The organism is Halomonas pelophila, assembly GCF_040196315.1.
In the GTDB taxonomy this organism is placed as follows: domain Bacteria; phylum Pseudomonadota; class Gammaproteobacteria; order Pseudomonadales; family Halomonadaceae; genus Halomonas; species Halomonas pelophila.
In genome coordinates, this window is record NZ_JBEGCI010000003.1 from 186663 (window position 1) to 207224 (window position 20562).

Annotated in this window: 20 protein-coding genes, 7 tRNA genes and 2 riboswitches; of the genes, 16 read left to right on the top strand and 11 right to left on the bottom strand. The window is 65.7% G+C overall.

Features of this window, described 5'->3' with window-relative positions; translation table 11 throughout:
* Positions 1–43: 43 nt before the first annotated feature.
* On the bottom strand, positions 44–445 hold the full coding sequence (gene msrB / locus ABE957_RS04295; RefSeq protein WP_349757449.1) for a peptide-methionine (R)-S-oxide reductase MsrB: 402 nt from the start codon (positions 443–445) through the stop codon (positions 44–46).
* Positions 446–638: 193 nt separating this feature from the next.
* On the opposite strand from msrB, the gene ABE957_RS04300 reads away from it, so the two are divergent.
* The 8 genes from ABE957_RS04300 to ABE957_RS04335 all read left to right on the top strand — a co-directional run bounded on the left by ABE957_RS04300 (position 639) and on the right by ABE957_RS04335 (position 3809).
* Positions 639–714: transfer RNA gene (locus ABE957_RS04300), tRNA-Glu, on the top strand.
* Between the two features lie 24 nt (positions 715–738).
* Positions 739–813: transfer RNA gene (locus ABE957_RS04305), tRNA-Gly, on the top strand.
* 41 nt (positions 814–854) lie between these two features.
* A tRNA-Glu gene (locus ABE957_RS04310) sits at positions 855–930 on the top strand.
* Positions 931–969: 39 nt separating this feature from the next.
* Positions 970–1044: transfer RNA gene (locus ABE957_RS04315), tRNA-Gly, on the top strand.
* Positions 1045–1136: 92 nt separating this feature from the next.
* Positions 1137–1212: transfer RNA gene (locus ABE957_RS04320), tRNA-Glu, on the top strand.
* A gap of 27 nt (positions 1213–1239) precedes the next feature.
* Positions 1240–1314, top strand: a tRNA-Gly gene (locus ABE957_RS04325).
* Positions 1315–1586: 272 nt separating this feature from the next.
* Positions 1587–1680: riboswitch (TPP riboswitch) on the top strand.
* Between the two features lie 33 nt (positions 1681–1713).
* Complete coding sequence (locus ABE957_RS04330; protein ID WP_349757450.1) at positions 1714–2490, top strand: 3-oxoacyl-ACP reductase; 777 nt, start codon at positions 1714–1716, stop codon at positions 2488–2490.
* A complete protein-coding gene (locus ABE957_RS04335) occupies positions 2490–3809 on the top strand; it encodes an LLM class flavin-dependent oxidoreductase (RefSeq protein ID WP_349757451.1) in 1320 nt (439 codons plus the stop codon). Before ABE957_RS04330 ends, ABE957_RS04335 begins: the two co-directional genes overlap by 1 nt.
* Before the next feature lie 87 nt (positions 3810–3896).
* Here ABE957_RS04335 and ABE957_RS04340 read toward each other — a convergent pair whose 3' ends face one another.
* Positions 3897–5339, bottom strand: a complete 1443-nt coding sequence (locus ABE957_RS04340) for a sodium:solute symporter family transporter (protein WP_349757452.1) — start codon at positions 5337–5339, stop codon at positions 3897–3899.
* A gap of 83 nt (positions 5340–5422) precedes the next feature.
* Positions 5423–5543, bottom strand: a riboswitch (TPP riboswitch).
* Between the two features lie 271 nt (positions 5544–5814).
* On the opposite strand from ABE957_RS04340, the gene ABE957_RS04345 reads away from it, so the two are divergent.
* The 6 genes from ABE957_RS04345 to ABE957_RS04370 all read left to right on the top strand — a co-directional run bounded on the left by ABE957_RS04345 (position 5815) and on the right by ABE957_RS04370 (position 9763).
* Positions 5815–6756 (top strand): ABC transporter ATP-binding protein, encoded by a 942-nt coding sequence (locus tag ABE957_RS04345; protein WP_349757453.1) that lies wholly within the window; start codon positions 5815–5817, stop codon positions 6754–6756.
* Positions 6753–7526 (top strand): ABC transporter permease, encoded by a 774-nt coding sequence (locus ABE957_RS04350; protein ID WP_349757454.1) that lies wholly within the window; start codon positions 6753–6755, stop codon positions 7524–7526. The genes ABE957_RS04345 and ABE957_RS04350 overlap by 4 nt, the downstream gene beginning before the upstream one ends.
* A 1-nt stretch (position 7527) precedes the next feature.
* Positions 7528–8364 carry an NADPH-dependent 7-cyano-7-deazaguanine reductase QueF gene (queF, locus tag ABE957_RS04355; RefSeq protein ID WP_349757455.1) on the top strand — a complete coding sequence of 279 codons (837 nt, stop codon included), beginning with the start codon at positions 7528–7530 and terminating at the stop codon, positions 8362–8364.
* A 128-nt stretch (positions 8365–8492) separates the two neighbouring features.
* Entirely contained in the window at positions 8493–9053 is a 561-nt protein-coding gene (locus tag ABE957_RS04360) for a nitroreductase family protein (protein WP_349757456.1), read from the top strand.
* 4 nt (positions 9054–9057) lie between these two features.
* Positions 9058–9561, top strand: coding sequence for a YiiD C-terminal domain-containing protein (locus ABE957_RS04365; RefSeq protein ID WP_349757457.1), 504 nt, complete (start codon positions 9058–9060; stop codon positions 9559–9561).
* A 114-nt stretch (positions 9562–9675) separates the two neighbouring features.
* Positions 9676–9763: transfer RNA gene (locus tag ABE957_RS04370), tRNA-Ser, on the top strand.
* Positions 9764–9974: 211 nt separating this feature from the next.
* Here the strand turns inward: ABE957_RS04370 and ABE957_RS04375 are convergent.
* The 9 genes from ABE957_RS04375 to ABE957_RS04415 all read right to left on the bottom strand — a co-directional run bounded on the left by ABE957_RS04375 (position 9975) and on the right by ABE957_RS04415 (position 19270).
* Complete coding sequence (locus tag ABE957_RS04375; RefSeq protein ID WP_349757458.1) at positions 9975–11069, bottom strand: ABC transporter permease; 1095 nt, start codon at positions 11067–11069, stop codon at positions 9975–9977.
* On the bottom strand, positions 11069–12166 hold the full coding sequence (locus ABE957_RS04380; RefSeq protein WP_349757459.1) for an ABC transporter permease: 1098 nt from the start codon (positions 12164–12166) through the stop codon (positions 11069–11071). The genes ABE957_RS04375 and ABE957_RS04380 overlap by 1 nt, the downstream gene beginning before the upstream one ends.
* On the bottom strand, positions 12163–13863 hold the full coding sequence (locus ABE957_RS04385; protein WP_349757460.1) for an ATP-binding cassette domain-containing protein: 1701 nt from the start codon (positions 13861–13863) through the stop codon (positions 12163–12165). Before ABE957_RS04385 ends, ABE957_RS04380 begins: the two co-directional genes overlap by 4 nt.
* Positions 13860–14783 carry an HlyD family secretion protein gene (locus tag ABE957_RS04390; protein ID WP_349757574.1) on the bottom strand — a complete coding sequence of 308 codons (924 nt, stop codon included), beginning with the start codon at positions 14781–14783 and terminating at the stop codon, positions 13860–13862. Before ABE957_RS04390 ends, ABE957_RS04385 begins: the two co-directional genes overlap by 4 nt.
* Positions 14784–15162: 379 nt before the next feature.
* A complete protein-coding gene (locus ABE957_RS04395; RefSeq protein ID WP_349757461.1) occupies positions 15163–15417 on the bottom strand; it encodes an SHOCT domain-containing protein in 255 nt (84 codons plus the stop codon).
* A gap of 307 nt (positions 15418–15724) precedes the next feature.
* Entirely contained in the window at positions 15725–16447 is a 723-nt protein-coding gene (locus tag ABE957_RS04400; RefSeq protein ID WP_349757462.1) for a cytochrome c biogenesis CcdA family protein, read from the bottom strand.
* A 104-nt stretch (positions 16448–16551) separates the two neighbouring features.
* Entirely contained in the window at positions 16552–17631 is a 1080-nt protein-coding gene (locus tag ABE957_RS04405; RefSeq protein ID WP_349757463.1) for a YncE family protein, read from the bottom strand.
* Positions 17632–17719: 88 nt separating this feature from the next.
* Entirely contained in the window at positions 17720–18088 is a 369-nt protein-coding gene (locus tag ABE957_RS04410; RefSeq protein ID WP_349757464.1) for a cation transporter, read from the bottom strand.
* A 435-nt stretch (positions 18089–18523) separates the two neighbouring features.
* Positions 18524–19270 (bottom strand): TVP38/TMEM64 family protein, encoded by a 747-nt coding sequence (locus ABE957_RS04415; RefSeq protein ID WP_349757465.1) that lies wholly within the window; start codon positions 19268–19270, stop codon positions 18524–18526.
* A gap of 611 nt (positions 19271–19881) precedes the next feature.
* On the opposite strand from ABE957_RS04415, the gene ABE957_RS18145 reads away from it, so the two are divergent.
* Both ABE957_RS18145 and ABE957_RS04420 read left to right on the top strand, forming a co-directional pair.
* On the top strand, positions 19882–20046 hold the full coding sequence (locus ABE957_RS18145) for a S24 family peptidase (protein WP_432765394.1): 165 nt from the start codon (positions 19882–19884) through the stop codon (positions 20044–20046).
* A 114-nt stretch (positions 20047–20160) separates the two neighbouring features.
* Complete coding sequence (locus ABE957_RS04420) at positions 20161–20562, top strand: hypothetical protein (protein ID WP_349757466.1); 402 nt, start codon at positions 20161–20163, stop codon at positions 20560–20562.

The following is a 20562-nucleotide window of genomic DNA, read 5'->3' on the forward strand; positions in this document are numbered from 1 at the left end:
GATGGACGGCCGTCTCCGGGCAGGACAGTCGCGGGGCTCGCGGCTACTCGCCGGCGTGGAACTCGATCGCCACCGAGTTGATGCAGTAGCGAAGTCCGGTGGTCTCCCGCGGGCCGTCGGGGAAGACGTGGCCGAGGTGGGCATCGCAGCGTGCGCAGGTCACCTCGGTGCGCTGCATGCCGTGACTGGTGTCGGTCTGCTCCGCGACGCACTTCGGCGTGAAGGGGCGATCAAAGCTCGGCCAGCCGCAGCCGGCATTGAACTTGTGCTCGTTCTCGAACAGCGGCGCATTGCAGCAGACGCAGTGATAGATGCCGTGTTCATCACTCACGTGGTATTTCCCGCTGAAGGCCGGTTCCGTGCCCTTCTCGCGGGTGACGCGGTACTGCTCGGGCGTCAGCTGCTCACGCCATTCGGCGTCGCTCTTCTCGATCTTGCTGCGCATGGACTCTCTCCTCATTGCGTCGTTGAGCCGGCGGCGGGCTCGGCGTCTCGCCCTCATTCTGACATCTTGCCGGGTGGGGGTTTCCAGTGGCGGCCCCTGGCAGGTCACGCGGTATCAACGAGCGGCGAGAGGTGCTTGACAGCTTTCGGGGTCGTCGGTAATATTCGCCGCACCTCGACGAGCGAGCCAATGCGTCCCATTCGTCTAGTGGTCCAGGACACCGCCCTTTCACGGCGGTAACAGGGGTTCGAACCCCCTATGGGACGCCACTCGATTCGTTCAGGTACCGGAGTGCGGGAATAGCTCAGTGGTAGAGCATCGCCTTGCCAAGGCGAGGGTCGCGAGTTCGAATCTCGTTTCCCGCTCCATCTTCCTTTCGAGGAAGGTAGTAGTTTGAAGGTAAAATTGCGTCCCATTCGTCTAGTGGTCCAGGACACCGCCCTTTCACGGCGGTAACAGGGGTTCGAACCCCCTATGGGACGCCACCTTCAGCAGCCGGTAGCAACACAGTGCGAGAAGACCAAGCGGGAATAGCTCAGTGGTAGAGCATCGCCTTGCCAAGGCGAGGGTCGCGAGTTCGAATCTCGTTTCCCGCTCCATTCTTCCTTCGGGTTGATTGGATATGAGTAGGGCCTGCGAGGGTCGCGAGCTGGTACGCCAGCCCGGTAGAATCTCGTTTCCCGCTCCATGTGTCCCATTCGTCTAGTGGCCTAGGACACCGCCCTTTCACGGCGGTAACAGGGGTTCGAACCCCCTATGGGACGCCACTTCTCACAAGCACGCCCTCCAGATCAGCGGGAATAGCTCAGTGGTAGAGCATCGCCTTGCCAAGGCGAGGGTCGCGAGTTCGAATCTCGTTTCCCGCTCCAATCTTGTAAGAAACCCATATCGACAAGCCAAGGCTCGGGTCACGATCCGGAGTGCCGGCCCAGTCGAATCTCGTTTCCCGCTCCAATCTTCTATATGGTCAATATCGACACGCCAAGGCTCGGATCACGATCCGGAGTGCCGGCCCAGTCGAATCTCGTTTCCCGCTCCAGTTTCTAAAAGACCTCCAGTATCCCTCCGGTCAGGCCAAGGCTCACGTCACGAGCTGGAACGCCAGCCCGGCTGTTGCTGCTTGCCTGAATGCGCTATGGTGGCCCGAGACACGGGGTGCGGCAGTGGCCGCTGAGATGATACCCGTCGAACCTGATCCAGTTCACACTGGCGAAGGGATGTCGGCCGGCTCCAGCGCGGCGCCCTCCGCCGCGCAACAAGGAGTCCTCATGGCTGTTTCCTCCCTCCCGCTCGACCAGCAGGTCGTGCTCGTGACCGGCGGCGCTCGCGGTCTTGGCGCCCACCTGACCCGTGCCTTCCTCGACCAGGGCGCCCGCGTGGTGGTCAACTACTACCAGAGCCGCGAGGCCGCCGAGGCGCTGGTGAAGGAGGCGCCGCAGCGGGTCCTGGCCGTTCAGGCCGACGTGCGTGAGGCCGAGGCGGTCAAGGCGCTGTTCGAGCAGGCGCGTGGCCACTTTGGCACTCCGATCACCACCGTGATCAACAACGCCCTGCCCGAGTTCACCTTCAACGGCGACGCGCGTCCCGACGCCGATACGCTCGACTGGGCACGCCTCCAGCAGCAGCTCGAGGGCGTCAACCGCGGCGCGCTGAACACCATCCAGGCGGCGCTTGCCGGCATGCGCGAGCAGGGCGGCGGTCGCATCATCAATGTCGGCACCAACCTCTTCCAGAACCCCGTCGTGCCCTATCACGACTACACCGCCGGCAAGGCCGCACTGCTCTCGCTGACCCGCACCCTCTCCAACGACCTGGGGCCTGACAACATCACCGTGAACATGATCTCCGGCGGGCTGCTGCGCACCACCGATGCGTCCAGCGCGACCCCGGAGGCGGTCTTCGACCTGATCGCGCAGAACACCCCGCTGCGCCGGGTGACCACACCCGAGGAGTTCGCCGACGCGGCGCTGTTCTTCGCCTCGCCCTGGGCGAGGGCGGTCACCGGCCAGAACCTGATCGTCGACGGCGGACTGGTGAAAGGGTGATGAAACCGCGCAACCCCGACGAGAGCCTGCACCTCAACCTGTTCGTGATGGGCTGCGGCCACCATCGCGCGGCGTGGCGGCATCCCGACTCCTGCGCCGAGCGACTCGGCGACATCGCCTACTACGAGTCCCTGGCCCGCACCGCCGAGCGCGGCAAGCTGGATGCGGTGTTCTTCGCCGACGGCATGAGTGCCGGCAGTGTGGAGGACGGCTTCAACTGGCATCTCGAGCCGCTGACCGCGCTCTCCGCCATGAGCCGGGCCACCCGGCGGGTCGGGCTGATCAGCACGCTCTCGAGCACCTTCTACACCCCCTTCCACGCCGCCAGGCTGGTGGGCTCGCTGGATCACATCTCCGGCGGGCGCGTGGGCTGGAACGTGGTGACCTCGATGTTCGACAGCGAGGCGCGCAACCACGGCTACCCGGCCATGCCCCCGCATGCCGAGCGCTATGCGCGCGCCGAGGAGTTCGTGCAGACGGTGCTGGCGCTGTGGGACAGCTGGGCCGACGATGCCATCGAGCGCGGCCGCCAGGGTCGCTACGCCGACCCGGAGAAGGTGCGCCGGATCGACCACCACGGCGAGCACTTCCTGGTGGACGGGCCCCTGAACCTGCCGCGCCCGCCCCAGGGCCATCCGGTGCTGGTGCAGGCGGGCGCCTCCTCCCAGGGGCGCGACCTGGCGGCGCGCTACGCCGAGGCGATCTATGCAGTCGCCTACGACCTCCCGACCGCCCAGGGCTACTACCGGGACATCAAGTCGCGGGTGGAAGCGGCCGGACGCTCCGCGCCGGTGCCGATCCTGCCGGGGCTCGTCACCTACGTCGGCTCCACCATGGAGGAGGCCCGGGCCAAGCAACGCGAGCTGGACGAGTGCCTGCCGGTGGCGGCCTCGCTGCGCCAGCTCGGGCTCTTCATCGAGCAGGACTGCAGCGACTGGGAGCTGGATGCGCCGGTGCCGACGCTGCCGCCGCTCGCTGAGTTCCGCGGCCCCCAGGGGCGCTACGCCAGCATCCTGCGCATCATCGAGACCGAACGGCCGACCCTGCGCGAGTTGCTGGGGCGGCTCGCCGCCGGCGGCGGCCACTGCACCATGGTCGGCACCCCGGAGAGCATCGCCGACGAGATGGCGCGCTGGTTCCACGGCCGCGGGGCGGACGGCTTCAACCTGATGCCGCCGTCGCTGCCCGGCGGCATCGAGGACTTCGTGGACCAGGTGGTGCCGGAACTGCAGCGCCGCGGGCTCTTCCGCGAGGAGTACACCGCCACCACGCTGCGCGGCCACCTCGGCCTCGAGCGCCCGGCGGGCCGACGCCCCTAGCGATTCGCTCACGGCGCCCCAGAACGCAAAACGCCCCTCGAAAGGAGCGTTGTCGTGTGGGGCCGTTCTTTATCGGCCGAAAGGTGCTTACCCCTCGAAGCGTCGCGCGCCGGCGCTGAGCACCGCGAAGTCGAAGCGCTGCTTGGCCGGCAGCAGCGCCAGCAGCGCCAGGCCCGTCACGACCGGCATGAAGGTGGCGAGCAGGAAGGATTCCATCAGGGTGGTCAGGGCGTCGCCCGGCGCCGGGAAAAGGGTGAGGCCGGCGACCAGGCCGCTGACGGTAGCGAGCACCGCGGCGCGCCCGTCGAAGCGGCGGTTGAACAGCCCGAAGAACACCGGGAAGGCTGCCGCGCAGCACAGCAGGTCGGCCAGCAGGAACAGGTAGAGCACGCTGTAGCCCTGGGCGGCGACGAAGGTCACCGGCAGTGCCAGCAGCAGGATCAGCCAGCGCGACAGGCGCATCAGCCGCTGGTCGCTGGCGCCGGGCAGCAGGCGCCCGCCGTCGACGGCGATCATGCTCGAGGCGGCGCTCAGGGTGGTGTCGGCGCTGCTCATGACCAGCGCCAGGCCGAGGAAGATCAGCCCCACCGCGAACCAGGCGGGAATGTCGGCGAGCAGCACGCTGAACAGCGCCACCGAACCGTCGCCGGGCAGCCCCAGTCCCACGAACGCCAGGCCGAACAGGCCCATCACGAAGATCATCGGCGCGCTCAGAAGGCCCCCGAGCAGGAAGCCCAGGGCCACGGCGCGGTTGCTCTGGGCGGCGTAGACCCGTTGCCAGTTGCCCTGATAGAAGAGCCCGGTCAGCATCACGGCCAAAAAGAAGGTGAGGCCAGCTTTGAGCCCGCCCAGGTCGGTGATGTCCAGCAGCCGCGGCGCCGTCGCCTCGAGGCCGGCGAGGGTGGGTTTGAGGCCGCCGGCGGCCTGCCAGCCGACGATCAGCAGCACGGCGAGCAGCGGCAGGATCACGACCATCTGCACCTTGTCGGTGAAGATCGAGGCGCGCAGGCCACCGTACAGGGTGTAGAGCAGGGTGGCGGCCATCACCACCGAGCTGGTCGCCCAGAGCGGCACCGGCGCCAGCAGCCCGACCATCTTGGCGATGGCGGTGATCCCCGCGGCCAGGGAGATGAAGAGATAAAACAGCATGATCACCAGGGTGAAGGCGTACATGGGGCGCCCGTAGCGGCTCATCACGAACTCGGTGAGCGAGTGGCCGCCCGGCGAGAGCTCGCGCAGGCGCCGCCCCAGCGGAATCATCACCAGCCGTGGCGCCAGCGAGCCCAGCGCATAGCCGGCAATCGCGCCCAGCCCGCCCCAGGTGGCCGCCTGGGCGGGGCCGAACAGGATCCAGGTGCCCAGCGTCGAGGCCATCAGGGTCAGCACCGTGGCGGTGGCGCCCTGGCTGTTGCGGGCGATGATGAAGTCCTCGAGGCTCTCGGTGTGGCGGCGCGCGTAGAGCATGCCCGGCACGGCAAACAGCGCCGCGAAGGCGATGAGCCACCAGAAGGCATGAGTGGTCGGCAGCATGACGTTCTCCCTAGCATGGAAAGGCCCGGCGCGATGCCGAGCGTCGCTACGAGAGGACGCAGTTGCGTTGGGTGAGAAGCGTGGCCGGATGGCACTTCCTTCCCTTCGCCGGCATGATCCGGATCAGGTTCGAAGGGTTACCGGCCGTGTCGTCGATACACGGTGCCGGAATCTCAGTCCGCAAGGACTCCCCCAGGAATGCGCTCCAGCCTAGGGCCCCGGCGTCACGGGGTCAATACGGCGCGCGACGCCCGCATGAACGATGAGCATGCGAACTGTCTGGCTAGTGGCGTAAGATGGGAAGGTCGCGCCCGGGCGCGCAGGGCCCCGGCCACTGCTTGAGCTGGGGCTTGAACGGCGGCTTGAATTGCGCCGCGGCGCCCCCATCTCAGCGCCCCGTGTGTCGCGCCTCGAGCGTGTTTTTTCTGGCGGGTGCCGACACGGCATCCCATTCATTTTCTTTACGGGATCTTTCATGGCCGAACCGGCTCTTTCCATCCGTGGGTTGACCAAGGTCTACGGCAATGGCTTCGAGGCCCTCAAGGGCATCGACCTCGACGTCGCCCAGGGCGACTTCTACGCCCTGCTGGGCCCCAACGGCGCCGGCAAGTCGACCACCCTGGGCGTAGTCTGCTCGCTGGTGCAGAAGACCGCGGGGAAGATCTCGATCTTCGGCATCGACATCGACACCGACTTCGCCCGGGCCAAGTACCATCTCGGCGTGGTGCCCCAGGAGTTCAACTTCAGCCAGTTCGAGAAGGTCATCGACATCGTGCTGGCCCAGGCGGGCTACTACGGCATGTCGCGTCGCGAGGCGCTGCCCCGCGCCGAGGAGCTGCTCCGAGACCTGAGCCTGTGGGACAAGCGCAACGGCAGCGCGCGGATGCTCTCCGGCGGCATGAAGCGCCGGCTGATGATCGCCCGCGCGCTGATGCATCGCCCGAAGCTGCTGATCCTCGACGAGCCCACCGCCGGCGTCGACATCGAGCTGCGCCGCAGCATGTGGGAGTACATGCGCCGCATCAACCGGGAGGAGGGCGTCACCATCATCCTCACCACCCACTATCTCGAGGAGGCCGAGAGCCTCTGCCGCCGCGTGGGCATCATCAACCACGGCGAGATCATCCGCGACACCAGCGTGCGCGAGCTGCTCGCCGAGCTCGATACCGAGACCTTCCTGCTCGATCTCGCCCATCCGGTGGAGGCGGCCCCGGAGGTCGAGGGCTTCGAGATCAATCGCGTGGACGACGCCCAGCTGGCGGTGGTGGTGCATCGCGGCCAGCGCCTCAACGACGTCTTCGAGTCGCTCACCGAGCAGGGCATGCAGGTGATGTCGATGCGCAATCGCGCCAATCGCCTCGAGGAGATGTTCGTCTCCATGGTGGAGGACGGCCAGCAGAAGGAGGCGCGCCCATGAACCCCCAGCAGATCGCCATCGCCCTCTGGACCCTGGTGGTCAAGGAGATCAAGCGCTTCACGCGGATCTGGCCGCAGACCCTGCTGCCGCCGTCGATCACCATGACGATGTACTTCATCATCTTCGGCAACCTGATCGGCTCGCGGATCGGCGAGATGGACGGCTACAGCTACATGGACTTCATCGTCCCCGGGCTGATCATGATGGCGGTGATCACCAACAGCTACTCGAACGTGGCATCATCCTTCTTCTCCAACAAGTTCCAGCGCTCTATCGAGGAGATGATGGTCTCGCCGATGCCCAACTGGGTGATCTTGAGCGGCTTCGTGCTCGGCGGCATGGTCCGAGGCCTGGGCGTGGGGCTGATCGTCACCGTCGTGTCGCTGTTCTTCACCCGCATCGAGGTGGCCCATCCGCTGCTCACGGTGTTCGTGGTGGTGCTCACCGCGGCGCTGTTCGCCATCGGCGGCTTCATCAACGCCCTGCTGGGCAAGAAGTTCGACGACATCTCCATCGTGCCGACCTTCGTGCTGACCCCGCTGACCTACCTGGGCGGCGTCTTCTACTCGATCTCGCTGCTGCCGGACTTCTGGCAGGGCGTCTCGATGCTCAATCCCATCCTCTACATGGTCAACGTCTTCCGCTACGGCTTCCTCGGGGTCTCCGACATCCCCGTGGGCTGGGCGCTGGCGGCGGTGCTGGCCTTCATCAGCGTGCTGTATGGCGTTGCGCTGTGGATGCTGAAGCATGGCAAGGGCATCAGGAGCTGACATGACCCAACACCGACCCGACACCCTCGAGCACGCCCCGCTGGGGCGCGAGTCCGCCTATCCCGAGCACTACGATGCCGGGCTGCTCTATCCCATCCCCCGGGCCGCCAACCGCGCGCCGCTGGGCATCGAGGAGGGCGCCTTGCCCTTCGTCGGCGAGGACGAGTGGCACGCCTTCGAGCTCTCGTGGCTCAACGCCCGGGGCAAGCCGCTGGTCGCCGTGGCGCGCTTTCGCCTGCCGGCCGAGTCGCCTTACCTGATCGAGTCCAAGTCCTGGAAGCTCTACCTCAACGGCTTCAACCAGACCCGCTTCGAGAGCCGCCAGGCGGTGATCGACACCTTGCTGCGCGACCTGGCCCAGGCGGCCGGCGCGCCGGTTTCCGTCGAGCTGCTCGACGTGGACGACGCGGCGCTCGCGGTGAAGCGCCTGCCCGGCGAGTGCCTGGACGACCTGGACATCGAGGTGACCGATTACACGCCCAGCGCCGAGCACCTGGCGGTGGGGGAGGAGATCGTCGAGGAGACGCTCACCTCCCACCTGCTCAAGTCCAACTGTCCGGTCACCGGCCAGCCCGACTGGGGCAGCGTGCTGATCCGCTACCGCGGCCCGAAGCTCGACCGCGAGGGGCTGCTGCGCTACCTGATCGGCTATCGCCAGCACCAGGACTTCCACGAGCACTGCGTGGAGCACATCTTCACCGACCTGATGGCCCGCGCCCGGCCGGAGCGGCTGCTGGTGCTGGCGCGCTACGTGCGCCGTGGCGGCCTCGACATCAGCCCCTGGCGCGCCACCCCCGGCGAGCGGCCGCCCGAACCGCTGCGGCTCTCTCGGCAATAAGGGCGCGCGGCAATAAGGGACGCGCGGCAGTGAAGGTGGGGGGCGGCCGGCCCGGCACGACAGTCGCCCGGGCAGCTGATAAAGTGTCGAGAAAGATTCTCGTCTGAAAAACCCAAGGGAGAGACTCAATGGACGCGCTGACGCTGCTGCACGAACGCAGTTCCATGGGCAAGCTGATGGGCCCGCCGCCGAGCCCCGAACAGCTCGAGGCGATCTACCGGGCGGCTCTGCGCGCGCCGGACCACAAGGAGCTGCGCCCCTGGCGCTTCATCGAGTTCTCTGGCGAGGGCCTCTCGCGCCTCGGTGAGCTGTTCGCTGAGGCCGAGTTCCGCGAGGATCCCCACGCCTCTGATGCCACCCTCAACGCGGCCCGCAAGAAGCCGCTGCGCGCGCCGATGATCATTGCGGTGATCGCCAAGGTCACCCCGGACGAGCCCAAGGTGCCGAAGATCGAGCAGGTGATCTCCGCCGGCTGCGCCGCCCACGGTGTGCTGCTCGCCGCCCACGCCCAGGGGCTCGGCGCCATGTGGCGCAGCGGCAAGTACGCCTTCGACCCCACCGTGCGCAAGGGGCTGGGGCTCGCCGAGGACGACGAGGTGGTGGCCTTCCTCTACCTGGGCACCATGGGCGGGCGCCACAAGCCGCTGCCCGAGCACGACATCGACGCCTTCGTCGAGCGCTGGGACTGAACCCATGCGCGAGATCGGCGTTCCCCACCCGCGCTTGCCGCTGCCCGCCGACGGCGGCGAGGACGACATGGCCGCGTTTCTCGCCTGGCTGGGCGAGGCGATCCCCATGGTGGGCGCGCTCGGCATCCGCGAGATGACCCGCGACGACGAGCGCCTCAGCTGGCAGCTGGCGCTCACGCCCACCTTGAATGACAAGGGCACCGGCTTCGGCGGGGCACTCGCCGCCCAGACGACGCTGCTCGGCTGGTGCTGGACCACGCTCTGGCTGCGCCGCCGTGGCCTCGCTCGCGACGTGGTGGTGGCGGAGGCCACCCAGCGCTTCCTGGCCCCGGTGATCGGCGACTACCGCCTGGTCTGCGAGCCCGAAGCGGACGACGGCCCCGCGAGCCTCGCCGAGCGGCTGGAGCGGCGCGGCAAGGGGCGCATCGCCCTGGTCCAGCGGCTCTGGTGCGGCGACACCCTCTGCCTGGAGGCCCGGGGCGACTACGCGGTGCTGCCCGAGGCCTGAGCCGGGTCGCGTGCAAAGGGCGAAAACGGCTTGCATTCGCGGACTTAAGTCGTTAGTATATGCGCCGTTCTTGAGCAAAAGGCCACGCGCCAAAGCTTTAGAACCACAATATGCGGAGGGGTGTCCGAGTGGTCGAAGGAGCACGCCTGGAAAGTGTGTAAGTCGAAAGGCTTCGAGGGTTCGAATCCCTCCCCCTCCGCCACGAATTTTGAAAAAGCCGCTGAGCAATCAGCGGCTTTTTTATTTTGTGCCGTGCTCCAGCCCATACCTCAGTCCATGTCTTGCATCTGGCTTCCCCTGATCTATTCAAGACTGCGTTGGACAAACCGATCCTGTGACCAAACCCTTGGAGTCCTCTTCCGAGGCTCTCTCCGTCGTGCATTTTTGGCGTTGCGATTCATGCTGCCTTTGGCTCACTGGCGCCGGAAAATGACCCATGCGATGCCGTAAAGCGGGAGACCAATCAGGACCAGTGCCAGGACATGCGGCCAGAGAATGTCGAGCCCCGTGCCCTTGAGAAAGATCCCCAGGGTGATGTCCAGGTAATGGCGCAGTGGGCTGGCCAGTGATGCTGCCTGCAGCAGGCGTGGCATGCTCTCCACCGGTACGAGGGTCCCGGACAGGAACATCAGCGGAAACAGGCCGAAGAAGGTCAACAGCAGCGCCTGTTGCAGCGTGCGGCTGATGGCGGCGACGAGGACGCCGAGCCCGATGGCACTAATCAGGAACAGGGCGGTGAGGCAGAAGAACAGCGCCAGGCTGCCTCGTACGGGAACGCCGAACCAGCCAACCAGTGCGAGGCTCGGGAAAAGTGCCACCAGCCCGACCAGCAGGGTCGGTAGCGTCTTGGCGAAGAACAGCTCCTCGGTGCGCACGGGCGTGACCATCAGTTGTTCGATGGTGCCGGCCTCCTTTTCTCGGACGATCGATGCCGCCGGATGGGCGACGCCGACCATCAGGCCCGCCAGGGTGATCATCGATAGCACCACGAAACTGACATTTGTCACCCCGGGGTTGTACCAGGTTCGCAGGTGGGGAATCACCCCTGGTGCTGGCGTCTCGGGCAAGGCTGCCCACTGACGCTGGAACGCTTCCACCGTCTGCAGCGCATAGCCCCGCGCAACGGCGGCGGTATTGGCATTGCTGCCATCCACCAGCAGCTGCAGTTGTTGTTCGCTGCCTTCCAGCAGATGGCGGGCGAAGCCTTCACCTATCACCAGCACCGCGCGCGCCTGCCCACGCTCCAGGTATCCTGTCACGGCTGCTGGGTCATCCAGCTGTGCCATCAGACGGAAGTCGCCGCTCTCCGTGAAGGCCCGGACCAGCTCGCGGCTCGCCGGCGAGTGATCGGCATCGGCAACTACCAGCGGCAGGTCTTGCATGTCGAGTGACAACGCATAGGCGCAGATGACGACCTCGACGGTGTAGAGCCAGAGGATCAAAAACAGCACCACCCGGTCCCGGGTAAACTGAATCAACTCCTTGTGGAGCAGGCTCGGCAGTCGCATCAGGCCACCCTCTTCTTGAGTCGCCACGCGGCCAGCACGAGGATCAGCAGGGTATAGAGCGCCACGACGGTGATGCTGGGCCACAGGACCTCGACCCCGACGCCCTTCAGGACCACGCCCCGGGCGATATCGACGAAGTAACGGCCAGGGAAGAGCAGCGTGTACAACTGCAGCAGGTAGGGCATGGTGAAGATCGGGAACAGCAGGCCGGAGAACAGGAAGGAGGGCATCAGGGTGATGATCAGGACGGCCAGCATGGCCGCCAGCTGGGTGCTGGTCACCGCGGAAACCAGCAGCCCGATGCCCAGGGTGCAGAGCACGTACAGCAGGGACACCGCCAGCAGGACGCCTGGGCTGCCGTGGAACGGCACCCCGAACCACAGGAGTCCCGCGGCGATCACCATGGCCATCTGCAGACAGGCGATGACGCCGTAGGGCACCAGCTTGCCGCAGAGGAATTGGGCGGCGGAGAGTGGCGAGGCATAGATCTGCTGGATCGTGCCGGTTTCCTTTTCGCGCACCAGGGCAAGTGCCGTGAGCAGCGGTGGAAACGCCATCAGGATGACGGCATACAGGGCGGGCACCACGGTGTGGACGCTGCTCAGCGAGGGGTTGAACCAGACGCGGGTATCCAGGGATAGCAGCGTGGAGCCTTCCTGCCGCTCGAAGCCTCTGGCGATAGCCATCGCCCGTTGGCTCACGAGCGTCGCCGTGGCCGAATAACTGCCATCCACCACCAGTTGCACCGGACTCGCCTCGCCCCGATACAGCCGGCGTTGGAAGCCTGAGGGGATGACCAGAACCAGCCGAGCCTCGCCCTCCTGCAGCGTCCTCTCCACCTCGCGGTGGTGTTGCAGGCTGGCCGACAGGCGGAACGTGTCGCTGGCGGTGAAGGCCTGCTGCAGCTGGCGACTGGCGGGGCTGTGGTCCTCGTCCAGCACGCCCAGAGCGATGTCATCGACATCGAGGGTGATGGCGTAGCCGAACAGCAAGAGCATGATCAAGGGCATCAGCAGGGCCACGCCGAGAGTGATCGGATCACGAAGCACTTCCCGTGCTTCCTTGGTCGCCACGGCGGCGATGCGTTTGAGCTTCATGCCGGTCGCCTCTGCTCGCGCTCGATACCGGCCATGAACACGGCCTCCATATCGGCATCGTTCGGCAGGTCCAGTGTCAGGCGTAGTTGCGCCGGGGTGTCGAGGGCGATCAGCCGGCCCTGGTGCATCAGCCCCAGCCGGTGGCAGTAGTTGGCCTCCTCCAGATAATGGGTAGTGACGAACACGGTCATGCCGTGTTCGGCCAGGGCCAGGATCAGATGCCAGAAGCGCTGTCGACTGAGGGGATCGATCCCCGAGGTGGGTTCGTCCAGGAACAGCACCGCCGGGCCGTGCAGGATGCTGCAGGCCAGTGCCAGGCGTTGGCGCACCGCCGCCGACAATGTGCACACACGTCGCTCTTCCAGCCCCGACAGGCGGGTCATGTGGCTGGCCCAGTCGATGGCCAGGCGTCGCTGCCGCCCCGCCAGCCCGTAAACACCGGCAAAGAATGTCAGGTTCTCGGCCACCGAGAGGTCCGGGTACAGCGAGAAGTGCTGTGACATGTAGCCGAGGCGACCGCGGAGATCACGGTGCGACTCGGTCACCGACAGGTCGCCGATCCAGGCCCGCCCTGCGCTGGGCGTCTGCAGGCCACACAGCAGCCGGATCAGGCTGGTCTTGCCGGCGCCATTGGGGCCCAGCCAGCCGACCACCTCGCACGGTGGCACCCGAAACGACACCTCGTCCACGGCCACGACGTCGCCGAAGCGAAGGCCCAGATGTTCGGCGCGAACCTCCACGCCGGTTGTGGTGAAGGCCGGAGGCATCATGGGGGGCATGTCCGCGGGCGCGGCAAGGGGCGACAGGGCGATGAACGCCTCCTCGAGGTTCGGCTCGACCGCCATGAGCTGGCCCAGCTCGTCGAGACGCGCCTGGGCCGTCTCGGGGACGTCATGACCGGGGGAGAACTGGATGCGCAGTCGGTCCGCCAGGCGTTGCAGGCTCGTGACGCCAGGCCATGACCTGACGAAACCCTCCGCCTCGTCGAGACGAGGCGTCGTCAGTTGGTAGATGGGGCCGGCCACGCGCCGACGTAACCTGTCGGGAGTGTCGACCGCAAGCAGTCGCCCCTCGTAGAGAAACCCCAGTCGGTCGCAACGCTCCGCCTCGTCCATGTAGGGAGTGCTGATGACGACCGTGTTGCCATCATCACGGTGTCGGCGCAGCAGACGCCAGAGATCCCGGCGAGAGAGAGGGTCCACGCCCAGGCTGAGTTCATCGAGTAACAGTAAAGTGGGGGCATGGATGAGCGCCGCACACAGCGACAGCTTCTTGCGCATGCCGCCCGAGAGCTGGCCCGCCCGGCGATGCCGGAAATCCCCCAGGCCGGCCATGGCCAGCAGCTCCTGGCTGCGCAGGCGAAAGTCACCGGGGGTGACGTCACGGATGCGGGCGGCGAACTGCAGGTTTTCGATCACGCTGAGCCGGTCGTAGAGAGAGAATCCCTGGGTCATGTAACCGACACGCCCATTGACCTGCGCCGCGTCGCGGCGGGTATCGAAACCGAACACCCTGAGCTGTCCCTCACTGGGCTCCAGGATCGCCGTCATCATTTGCATCAGGGTGGTCTTGCCGGCCCCATCGGGGCCCAGCAGGCCGAAGATCTCCCCGTCCCTCACCTCCAGGTCGATATCCGCCACGACCCGGCGTCCGGCGAATCGGCGCCCCACGCCGTCGGCATGGATCACCGTCGTCATGGGGGCACGACCAAGGCATCGGGCCAAGACGCCTCGTCCTGCCAGCGGATCCAGGCATCGGCCGGCATGCCGGGCTTGAGGATGCCGTCGGGGTTGGCTAGCTGCAGGGTCACGCCGAACACGGTGCGTGCACGTTCCTCCGGCAGGTGGACATCGCGTGGGGTGAACTGGGCCTCGCTGTCGATGGCGGCGACTTCGGCCTCGAAGTAGCGTTCAGGAAAGGCATCGACACGAACGCGGGCGGGCGCGCGGAGGCGCACCTTGCCGAGCGAGCGCTCGTCGATGTAGAGCTTGAGTCGTGGGCGCGCCAGGTCGACCAGCACGGCCACGGTCTGTCCCGGGGTGACCACTTCGCCGACTTCGATGGCCTTGGTCAGCACGGTGGCTTCGAGGGGGCTGCGCAGAACGGTCTTGCTACGCCGATAGGTCAACTGAGCCCGACGCTGCTGAAGGGCGGTGAGGTTGGCAATGGCCTCGGCGCGTTGGGCCTTCAGGATATCGACCTCGCCCTGTGCCTCGCGCCGACGATCTTCGCTGCGTTCCAGTTGCTGCTGGGGAAGGCTGCCGCTTCGGCGCAGCCTGCGGGATCGTTCCAGGTCGGTCTCGGCGTTGGCGAGATGGTGGTGCGCCGTGTCGAGCATGGCCTCGACCCGTGTCACGGCATGTTCGGCGGCGGCCTGGCGGGCCGCCAGTTCGGCCTCTTCCAGCCGCAGGAGGTGATCGTCGAGGCGAACCAGTTCGCTCCCCTTGTCCACCGGATGCCCCTCGCGCAGCAGGCTGTTCACCACTCGGCCCGAGAGCTCGGCGGCAAGCCTCACTTCGGTGGCTTCGATACGCCCGCTGGCATAGAGGAACCCCGGTGTCGGCTCCGGGGGGCGCCACGCGAGATAGCCAAGATAGCTTCCGGCCGCCAGAAGCATGATGGCCACCAGGGTCCACCCTGTATGCTTCATCTCACCTCCCGTGACCCTCGCCGGCGGGCCCTTTGCTGGCCACCCTCTGAGGGTCTTTCGCCAGGCTTGCCACGTGGCGGAAGTCTGCTGTTTGCGAGGGCGCCACTCTCGCTTCCCCCGATGCTAATACTAGCTTCGCCCCGCTGTGGTCATGGCGTGATGCAGCGACACGTCACGGCCGGTGCGCAGGGGCGAGAGGAAGCCGAGCGGATCAAAGCCTCGCGTCAGTTACGGTGACGGACGGGCCGACGGCCAGCCGTAAGCCCCCTTGAAGGCCATCTCGCACAGGCTGTCGCGTGTCGTGCCGGCAACCGACAGCGAATACGCGCTCATCGCGAAGGCGATTTCAATGCCGCTGCAGATCGCGCCTGCGTTGCTCATATTCCTCGCGGTCGATCTCGCCCCGGGCGTAGCGTTCTTGCAGAAGCTCCAGAGCGGTTGGCCGCTGGCGCGCGGCCTCGCTCCGGTCTCGGGTCAGGCCGCGCACCAGCAAAACGGCCAAGGCAATGACGGCGCCCCAGAACAGCACCATCATGAGGCCGCCGAAGAGCATATGCCCCCAGCCGAAACTCTCCATATGCGCCATCATGTCGCCCCACATGGTCGGATCTCCTTTCGTGTTGAATTATCCTGCCCTGATCACAGGCTAAGACCTGTGGGTAACCCAAGGGTCAAGAAAGTTGGAGGGGGAAGCCGCGGCTCTTGATCCTGGTCAGCTTTCGGCCTCTTCGGTGACATGACATCAACGCCGCACGCCGGCGTTGAGGCGTCACTCCATGTTCGTGAAGCCCCCGGCTGATCGTGAGTATTGCGCGAGCTATTCGCGAGCTTCCGCCTCTCTCCCCAGCGAGGGAGAAACATCGGTACTCGCCGCCGATGGCCAGGTCATCGCCATCCGTCCGGCGCCCTCAGCCGATCGTGGCCAGGGCCGGGAACCAGTCCACCAGGATGCTGGAGAGTCGGGTGAGCGTCCCCGAGACGATCAGCAAGCCCATGAGGATAAGCACCACGCCGGCGATCGGTCGGGCATAGGCACTCCACTTGCCGAGACGGCCCCGATAGTGGCTGAACCTGTTGAGCAGCAGGGTGCTGGCCAGGAAGGGCAGGGCCAGCCCCAGGGAGTAGGTCGCCAGGTAGAGCATGCCGGCCTGGGCATTGGCGGTGGTCGAGGTGGCCATCAGGATAGCGCCCAGGATCGGGCCGATGCAGGGCGTCCAGCCGATGGCGAAGGAGATGCCAAAGAAGGTCGCCGCCATGGGAGAGCCCCCTCTCAGCTCGGGCGACCATTGAAAGCTGCGCTGCAGGACGGGCAGCCGGAACACGCCCGTCATGAATAGGCCGAGCACGATGACGATGCTGCCTGTGATCCAGTTGAGCTCCTGGCGATAACCGCGCAGCAGTTGGCCGATGCTGGTGATCCCCAGGCCCATCAGGATGAACACCACGCTGAAGCCGAAGACGAAGAAGGTGCTCAGCAGCAACGCCTCGAAGCGCCGATCCGCCTTGCCGGCACTGCCGCCAGTGACCACCGACAGATAGGCGGGCAGCAAGGGCAGGGTGCAGGGCGAGAAGAAAGACAGCAGCCCGCCGACGAGGGCGCCGATCAGGCCGATAGAGGAGAGCGTTTCCATTGAGCTTCTCCCTGGGTGAAATGAAGGGAATGGCTATCGGCCGGCGATCGTCAGGGGTGCCGGCCTGGGTGCGGAAGCGGCCTTCGTGGTCACCTACTCATGGGTCAATCGGGACGTGATGCCTCGAGAGATATCTGGTGACCGATGCCCCCCAACTCCAGGGTCTGCAACACCTCGAGGGAATCCGGGGCGAGGATCCACAGGTGGGGTGCTGCGCGGCTGGTGACCAGCACTCGCCCATCGGTGGGCGCCACGGTGAGATGGTAAGGGGCCGGAGACAGCTCGGCGCTGTGTCGTGTGCCGTCCTCGAGGGAGATCCTGACGAGGCGGTTGTCGCCCTGACTCGTGGCATAGAGTCTCTGGCCATCCGGACTCAGGTCGATGCCGTGAGGTGCCGCGCCGATCTCGTATTCTTCGGCCACACTCCCTGTCGCGAGATCCACCGCCAGGGCGTTCCCCCCGGTAGCATCGTTGACGTACAGGGATTGGCCGTCCTTCGAGAGCACCATGTGTTCCGGACTCCCGCCGACGCGCATGTTGCGCCGCACGAACCAGTGCTGAGGATCCACCTCGCTGATGGTGCCGTTACCGGCGTTGCTGACCAGTATGCTACCCCCCTCCTCGTGCTGAACCAGGTAGTTCGGATTCGGCCCCGTGGCCAGGGAGGCGATGACCTGGCCGCTATCCAGCGACACCACGCTGATGCCGCCGCCGGCGGGATGGGTCGCGACGACATGACGGCCATCACCTGTCACCAGGACATGATGCACGGGCCCTGGCACCTCCAGGGTTCTGACGAGGCGGCTCGTGGCCGTGTCGACGACGTAGAGCAGGCCGGTCCTCGCTTCCTTCGGGGAGGCCGCTGCGCCATCGCCATGGTGGGCCGCGTGCTCGTCTTCCGTCACTCCCTCGGGCCGGGCGATCTCGCTGCCGGGCTCATGAGGGGTGAGACTGCCGAGGATGAGCAGCTCACCGTCGGGCGTGAGGGCGGAGCCGTGCGTGTTCATCGTGCCAGACACGGTGGAGATCACCTGATGACGCTCCAGATCGATGATGCCCACGGCATCTGCCGCTCCCATCGGCACGAATGCCCGGTCGCCGGTCGCCAGGGCGGCCGTCGAGGCGCCGAGCGCGATGCCGGCCACGAGACAAGCCAGCCACGGCCTCTGCAGAGAGTCTTTCATGAGGTCCATTTCCTGAGTGTTGAGGCCCCTGAGGGGCGTGGGCGAACGTCAGCAGACGGTCTGGGCGCATGGAAAATGAATAGAGCGGTCAATGGCAGCTCCATGGCTCCTTGCTGGCATTGTCCTTGATGTTCTGGTCGACGAACCGGTAGTGGTCTTCCTTGAAACGCGTCCACCAGCCATGGCTGATCTCGATGGCCTGCCGGGCGAGGATCGCCTCGATATGGTCGATACACAGCCGCGACGCATCATAGGCCATGCTGAGCTTGCGCTTGTCGGTGTCATAGGTGACTCGTTCGAGCCCGTACAGCGCATCGATCTCTCCCACGGCGACGCGCAAAGCCTCCTCATCGCAGGGCTCGAGCTTCAATTTTCGCGTCACCAAGTTGACCTCGGAGACGCCGAGGCGGTGTTCGTTCTTTGACATACGAAACTCTCCCTTCTGCCATTTCGTCATGCACGGGTAGATCCTCATCCGGTGTAAGTGCGGAGCAATGCCCGTCACCGACACCGAGCTGATCGCCATGGCGATGCCGATCTATCTCCCTCGGCCCAGGGCATCCTTGATGCCGTCGCCGGCCCTCGGCTTCCGGCGATACCTGGCCGCTGGGAAGGCGCCGATTTGCTCGAAGCCTAACGCCCTTGGGTAACGCAAAGGTCAAGCGAGCGGGGAGCCCCAGGGGTGTGGATAGCTACGAACCTTGATCGACGTCATGCAATGCCCGGCTCCTTGAAACTCACCCATAGCCTGGGTGGCAAAGCTGAACCAGCACTGAATGGGCGGAGCCTGTTTGAGGCGTCATGCGCATCTCGATCAGGCATGACGGGTTACGCGTCCCGGCACCCCATGATTGACGGTTCAAGCAGGGCGCCGGGCGGTACGGAGACCCGGCTACCCGAGATGCAGCCAGCGCCTTAGGGTCGCGCGATAGCGCGCCGGCGTCGCCTTCCAGGCCAGGGGGAGCAGGGTAATGGTGCCGAGCGCGAGCACCGTGAGGCCCGCGCGGCGCAGATCGCTGGAGGTAAGCTCGTCACCGAAATGCGCCAGCAGGAAGCTCGCCGGAATGATCCCGAGCAGCGTCGCGACCGCAAAGCGCCAGGCCTTGAGGGGGGTGAGGCCGGCCGCGTAGCTGACGACGTCGAAGGACAGGAACGGCATCAGCCGGGTCGCGAACACCGCGACCATCAGGGCATTCTGAGAGCCGATGAAACGGTGTAGCAGGTTCGGAGTGGGGCGCACGCCCAACCAGGACCTCAGGGCGTCATACCCCATCAGGCGGGCAATGGAGAAGGCGATTAGCGCCCCTGCGCCTGAGCCGATTGCGACATAGAGCGTCCCCCAGGCATGGCCATAGGCGGCCCCGGCGGCAAGTGCGATCGGAGCGCTGGGGATCGGGCTAATGACGATGGCCAGGGTCATCAGGCCAATGACCAAGACCGGCCCCAGTGGGCCAAGCCGCATGACCGCCTCCTCTAGGGTGTCGCCCGTCAACAGGGTTTCAAGCGTTCCTGTGCGCCACAGCAACAGGGAGGTGGCAAGGAAGGCGACAAGCAGCCCCACACCACACAGAAGGCGCCGCTTGGAGTTTTGGGATATGCGGGGAGGGACGTCTTCCTTGCGCTCCTGCTGTCTGGTCATGTTTACCAATCCCGATCTCCTTCGCCTGTTGCTGCAGCCACTCGGCCGCCATGAGAATCACGCTCCGCCGGTCGGCTGCTGCCACCGCAATCCTGCAGGACCCGTGATGATCGGCCCGTGATCTCCAGTTGAACGGCCTTGGCCGGGGGCTTCTCGGCCCGACGACCGGGACCCCATGAGACAGGCTCCTCCAGGAGATGGGCCATGACTGGCTGGCGTAGTCGCTGGAATTGGCAAAAGGCGAGTGCTCGATAGCAACGTTATCAGTTGTATTGAACCATTGGCATGGTGCATGTCGACGTAGGCTTGGCCAGCAGCCTATCGAGGTGGCCTCGCCAGCGGGCAGGATTAACGGTGTGCGCTAGCTGCCGTTGGTTTGCTTGCGTCTCCGCACTACCCGACATTGGTCGATCATTTCCTAATCAAGGAATGACAGCGATTTGGCCTTTCGGTAACGTGTCACGCTAAGTGACATTAGCGAAAGGAAGCGCTTGGAATTTCCATTTCTTACGATGGGTTGACCGCAGGGGCTACGCTGCTCCGGTGCGGCTTTGGGCTGCCCATGCTGAACTTCAAAAGCGTTCCGCACCCCGAGGGAGATCCTGCTGCTGGTGCACGGCGAGCGGCGCATCAAGCGCGTTCAGCGCCTAACCGGCGGTGCGCTCTACTTGATCAGCGATAACGAGCATTACCAGCCCGAGATGATCCCGCCCGAGCGAATGCGCGAGGTGGAGATCCTAGGGCGCTGCGAGGTGCGCATCGGGCGGATTTCGTAACTGTAAAACGGCATTCCTGCAAAGACGGGAAGCTGTAAGCGCGGCGGGTGGCTGCCGCGCTTCATAAGAAAGCCCGGAAAGGGCGCTACACCGCAAGCGCAAGGAGGCGTAGGGATGAGGCGTGCATTGTCCGCTCTCACCATGGCAGCACTGGCCGGGTGCTCGAGCTCAGACGAGCCGGTGACCCAGGAAGGACTTGTCCAGGCGCTGCAAGGTGCCGATCTCGGTATCGTCGAGGTGATCGACGAAGACCCCAACGATAGCCGCATGGTGCCGGGCGAATACCAGCACCACGTCACCATCGTGCTCGAGGAGGTGGCTCCGAAGGGTGGCCAGTTCTTCATCTGCAACGATCCCGCCGAATGCAGCGAGATAAAGGGCTACTTTGATGGCCTGGCAAGTCTCGCTGGCCCCCACCGTTACGCATCCGAAAGCGGCCGTGTCGTCTCACAGCTGAATCGCGGCGTTTCTCAAGAGACCGCCGACCAGGTTTTGACCGTTCTGGAGGAGATGTGA

Bases quoted from the DNA above. Each gene is read 5' to 3' on its own strand.
- ABE957_RS04420 (WP_349757466.1), top strand. From the start codon at position 20,161: ATGAGGCGTGCATTGTCCGCTCTCACCATGGCAGCACTGGCCGGGTGC.
- ABE957_RS04350 (WP_349757454.1), top strand. From the start codon at position 6,753: ATGAACCCCCAGCAGATCGCCATCGCCCTCTGGACCCTGGTGGTCAAG.
- ABE957_RS04390 (WP_349757574.1), bottom strand. From the start codon at position 14,783: ATGCTTCTGGCGGCCGGAAGCTATCTTGGCTATCTCGCGTGGCGCCCC.
- ABE957_RS04400 (WP_349757462.1), bottom strand. From the start codon at position 16,447: ATGGAAACGCTCTCCTCTATCGGCCTGATCGGCGCCCTCGTCGGCGGG.
- ABE957_RS04410 (WP_349757464.1), bottom strand. From the start codon at position 18,088: ATGACGAAATGGCAGAAGGGAGAGTTTCGTATGTCAAAGAACGAACAC.
- ABE957_RS04360 (WP_349757456.1), top strand. From the start codon at position 8,493: ATGGACGCGCTGACGCTGCTGCACGAACGCAGTTCCATGGGCAAGCTG.
- ABE957_RS04365 (WP_349757457.1), top strand. From the start codon at position 9,058: ATGCGCGAGATCGGCGTTCCCCACCCGCGCTTGCCGCTGCCCGCCGAC.
- ABE957_RS04395 (WP_349757461.1), bottom strand. From the start codon at position 15,417: ATGTGGGGCGACATGATGGCGCATATGGAGAGTTTCGGCTGGGGGCAT.
- queF (WP_349757455.1), top strand. From the start codon at position 7,528: ATGACCCAACACCGACCCGACACCCTCGAGCACGCCCCGCTGGGGCGC.
- ABE957_RS04340 (WP_349757452.1), bottom strand. From the start codon at position 5,339: ATGCTGCCGACCACTCATGCCTTCTGGTGGCTCATCGCCTTCGCGGCG.
- ABE957_RS04330 (WP_349757450.1), top strand. From the start codon at position 1,714: ATGGCTGTTTCCTCCCTCCCGCTCGACCAGCAGGTCGTGCTCGTGACC.
- ABE957_RS04385 (WP_349757460.1), bottom strand. From the start codon at position 13,863: ATGACGACGGTGATCCATGCCGACGGCGTGGGGCGCCGATTCGCCGGA.
- ABE957_RS04380 (WP_349757459.1), bottom strand. From the start codon at position 12,166: ATGAAGCTCAAACGCATCGCCGCCGTGGCGACCAAGGAAGCACGGGAA.
- ABE957_RS04375 (WP_349757458.1), bottom strand. From the start codon at position 11,069: ATGCGACTGCCGAGCCTGCTCCACAAGGAGTTGATTCAGTTTACCCGG.
- ABE957_RS04345 (WP_349757453.1), top strand. From the start codon at position 5,815: ATGGCCGAACCGGCTCTTTCCATCCGTGGGTTGACCAAGGTCTACGGC.
- ABE957_RS04405 (WP_349757463.1), bottom strand. From the start codon at position 17,631: ATGAAAGACTCTCTGCAGAGGCCGTGGCTGGCTTGTCTCGTGGCCGGC.
- msrB (WP_349757449.1), bottom strand. From the start codon at position 445: ATGCGCAGCAAGATCGAGAAGAGCGACGCCGAATGGCGTGAGCAGCTG.
- ABE957_RS04415 (WP_349757465.1), bottom strand. From the start codon at position 19,270: ATGACCAGACAGCAGGAGCGCAAGGAAGACGTCCCTCCCCGCATATCC.
- ABE957_RS04335 (WP_349757451.1), top strand. From the start codon at position 2,490: ATGAAACCGCGCAACCCCGACGAGAGCCTGCACCTCAACCTGTTCGTG.